Source organism: Streptomyces sp. NPDC086787, from assembly GCF_044745865.1.
Classification (GTDB): Bacteria; Actinomycetota; Actinomycetes; order Streptomycetales; family Streptomycetaceae; genus Streptomyces.
This window is the reverse complement of sequence record NZ_JBIVBC010000048.1, coordinates 1-3243: the sequence shown is the minus strand read 5'-3', so window position 1 is coordinate 3243 and position 3243 is coordinate 1. Positions and strand designations below refer to the sequence as shown.

General features: G+C 67.8%; 4 protein-coding genes. 2 read left to right on the top strand and 2 right to left on the bottom strand.

Translation table 11 applies throughout. The features are described 5' to 3' along the window. A partial coding sequence (locus ACIPK3_RS34330; protein ID WP_402576134.1) for a carboxyl transferase domain-containing protein occupies positions 1–356 on the bottom strand: 356 nt, incomplete at its 3' end. Positions 357–734: 378 nt separating this feature from the next. Between ACIPK3_RS34330 and ACIPK3_RS34325 the strand changes: the two genes are divergently transcribed. Both ACIPK3_RS34325 and ACIPK3_RS34320 read left to right on the top strand, forming a co-directional pair. Beyond that, entirely contained in the window at positions 735–1349 is a 615-nt protein-coding gene (locus ACIPK3_RS34325; protein WP_402576133.1) for a YceI family protein, read from the top strand. A gap of 123 nt (positions 1350–1472) precedes the next feature. Beyond that, positions 1473–1976 carry a hypothetical protein gene (locus tag ACIPK3_RS34320; RefSeq protein ID WP_402576132.1) on the top strand — a complete coding sequence of 168 codons (504 nt, stop codon included), beginning with the start codon at positions 1473–1475 and terminating at the stop codon, positions 1974–1976. A gap of 115 nt (positions 1977–2091) precedes the next feature. Here ACIPK3_RS34320 and ACIPK3_RS34315 read toward each other — a convergent pair whose 3' ends face one another. Next, positions 2092–3081 carry a hypothetical protein gene (locus ACIPK3_RS34315; RefSeq protein ID WP_402576131.1) on the bottom strand — a complete coding sequence of 330 codons (990 nt, stop codon included), beginning with the start codon at positions 3079–3081 and terminating at the stop codon, positions 2092–2094. Positions 3082–3243 lie beyond the last annotated feature (162 nt).

Here is a 3243-nt window from a genome sequence, read left to right as displayed (position 1 = left end):
ATCCGGAAGTCGTGCGCGTACACGAAGACCGTACGGCCCTCCACCGTGCCCCAGCCGGTGACGACACCGTCGGTGTACGGCTTCTTCGCCTCCAGCCCGAAACCGGTCGCCCGGTGCCGGCGCAACTGCTCGACCTCCTGGAAGGAACCGGGATCCAGCAGGAGCTCGATCCGCTCCCGAGCCGTCAGCTTCCCCTTGGCGTGCTGCGCCTCGGTCGCCTTCTCGCTCGGGCCCGCCGCCGCCTGCGCGCGAATCTCGTGCAGCTCGGCGACTCGCCCACGCGCGTCCGTCGGCTCACCGGCCGTCGGCTCGTCGGTCGGCGTCGGTTCACCCGTCTTCTCTTCCAAAACGGTCATGTAGCGACCTTACGAAGGACAGCAAGCAAAGCGAGCCGTCGACTCCGCACAGTCTCCGGCCCGTTTTCCTGGTACCCCTGAACAGAACCTCACCGAGATGCAGCCGTTCCGACTGCTGGGAGGGCATCGCCGTTGTAGAGGGGCAACAAACCGGCCGCCCGGGAGCCGCCCCATATTCAAGCAGGGCACATGCCATCCGTGGAGTGACACGGGACCCCTAACGGCGGCGCCGGTGACATCCGCGTTGGCCGAAACACACTCACGCCTCACGGGAACTGTTGAACATTGAACGGAATGCGTCTACCGTCGTCGGTGTTCAGTTCATTGAAGCTTCAACTTCAGGGCTTCGAGAACCCACGTCCCCAGAGGAGCAAGACCATGGGCATCTTCGGCCGCAAGAACACCACCGACAGCGCAGCCACCACCACCGCACCTGCCGCCGTGAACCCGGAGCTGGCCGCCCTGACCGGCTCGTACACGGTCGACCCGTCGCACACCACGCTCGGCTTCGTCGCGCGCCACGCCATGGTCACCAACGTCAAGGGCTCGTTCCTGGACTTCAGCGGCACGCTCGAACTGGACGGCTCCGACCCGGCGAAGTCGAGCGCCTCCCTCGACGTCAAGATGGACAGCATCGACACGGGCAACGCGGACCGCGACGGTCACCTGAAGTCGGCCGACTTCTTCAAGACGGACGAGTTCCCGACGATGACGTTCCGTTCCACCGGCACGCAGGCGCTGGGCGGCGACGACTACCGCATCACCGGCGACCTCTCCATCCTCGGCGTCACCCGGCCGCTGACCATCGACCTGGAGTTCAACGGCGCCGCGACCGACCCGTTCGGCAACCAGCGCGTCGGCTTCGAGGGCAAGGCGGAGATCCTGCGCTCCGAGTGGGGCCTCACCTGGAACGCGGCCCTGGAGACCGGTGGTGTCCTCGTCTCCGACAAGATCAAGCTGAACTTCGACATCTCGGCGATCAAGAACGCGTGAGCCCGCGGCGGTTCACCCCCGCTCCCCCTCGGTACTCCCTTCGGTGTGACCGTCCGTCAGGTCCGGGCAACCCGACCGGTGCCGGTGGCGTCTCACAGGAAGGACACCGAGGGGGAGATACGTATGGCCATGGTCGGCCTGTTCTGGATCACCGAGGACTGCGTGTACGTCGGGTCCGAGCCCGTGGGCATGGCGACGGGCGTGCGCCTGACGGAACACGGCGTCGAGATCCCGGGCCTCCGGCCCGAGAAGGCATGGAGCTGGAACGAGGTACGGCTGCTGGAGGTCCGGGACGTCGCCGTGCGGTCGGCCGCGCGGCGCTTCGTGTCCATGGCCTTCGACACCCTGCTCGTCGCGGTGACCGGGGACGGCGAACTGCCGCCCGCCTACACCGTCCGCGTGGAGACCGCGGCCGGTGACGAGACCGAGGTGAGCGTTCTGTCCGCCGTCACCGGCGGGATCTACACCCGCGAGGAGTACGACAACTCGCTCGCCCTCCTGGAGCGCCTCACCGACGGCCGCACGAACATCGCCGACCTACTGGCCTGGCGCCGGGACCACGGCATGGACGACACCCCGCCACGCGAGGAACGCGAGGCGCTGCTGCGGAAGTGGACGGGCGTCTGAGCGCCGACGACAGACCCTGGGGCCTGTCGTTTGGATCAGGCCGCAGACGCGGGGCCCGGCACGCACGCCGAAAAAGCACCGCCGACATCCTGCGACCTGATCAAAACGGCAGCCCCTAGGCGCCGGGACTCTTCCAGTCGCCGTACGCCGGAGCGGGTGGTTGCCAGTCCGGTGGTGTGCTCGTCGGGGTTCGGCCCCGGTCGCGGAGGGCGAACAGGGACAGGGCCGCGATACCGACGGCGATCTCCAGCACCAAGGTCAGCCGTTGCAGGACCTCTGATGTCGGGGCGTCGAGGGTGAACGGCATGTGCGCCGTGTGGTAGAAGATGAGCGTTGCCGCGCCGGAGACGGACAGGGTCAGGCCGAGAGCCGGCCCCGACATCCGTGCCACCGGCGTCCTGACGAATGCCTGGGCCGCTGTCAGCAGACACAGTGCCACGATCGCCCAGCCGTTCCACGCGGGCGGAGCACCGAGCAGAGAGCCGATGGTGTACTCGCCCGTGAACAGCTGCTCGTAGGAGCGGGGTCCGGCCGACTTCGACGTGTACTTGCCCATGAGGTAGAACTGCCAGGCGACGCCTATCAGTCCGTAGAGCGCGAGGAGCGCCCCCGCGACCGCCGCGGGAACGCGTCGGGGCCGCGCCGGCGGGGTACCGAGGGCGGGGTTGTCGGCCGGCCGCCGGCTCACGATCACGGTGACGATCAGGGCGACCGCCGCGACCACCTGCGTGATACCGGTGAGCAGCAGCCTGGTGCGGTCGGGCAGGCCCTCGGTCCAGTCGGAGCTGAAGATCCACACCGTGGGAGTGCGCAAGGCGAGGGTGAACACGGCGGCCGTGACGAGGGCACCGGAACCCGCCGACCTCGTGGACACCACGCAGGCACCGGCGTACACGGCCAGGAGCACCACGTCGGACTGGCTGGTGGCCAACGGGGCGTGATAAAAGCCCGGCAGCATCGCCCCGAACCAGGTCCACACGGTGTCGTGCGGTCCGACGTGGTCCATGTCCCGGATCATCCACCCGAGTTCGATCACCGCCAGTACGGCGCATATGAGCCCGCCGACGACACGCGCCTTGCGCGTCAGAACCGTGCCATGTGTCATGGCCTCTCCCCCCGTTGTCCGCACGCCGTCGCGCGGGAGACCCCCGACCGACGGAATTCGACACCCTACTAGTGTCCTGCGCCAGTAGTTGATCGTTAGTAGTTGTGTGACTTCTGCTGCTGATGCGTCAGTTCCTCGTCGAGGCCCGAAGCTGGAACCATT

Excerpts from the sequence above, each read along its gene's own strand:
- ACIPK3_RS34325 (WP_402576133.1), top strand. The coding sequence starts at position 735 with ATGGGCATCTTCGGCCGCAAGAACACCACCGACAGCGCAGCCACCACC.
- ACIPK3_RS34320 (WP_402576132.1), top strand. The coding sequence starts at position 1,473 with ATGGCCATGGTCGGCCTGTTCTGGATCACCGAGGACTGCGTGTACGTC.
- ACIPK3_RS34315 (WP_402576131.1), bottom strand. The coding sequence starts at position 3,081 with ATGACACATGGCACGGTTCTGACGCGCAAGGCGCGTGTCGTCGGCGGG.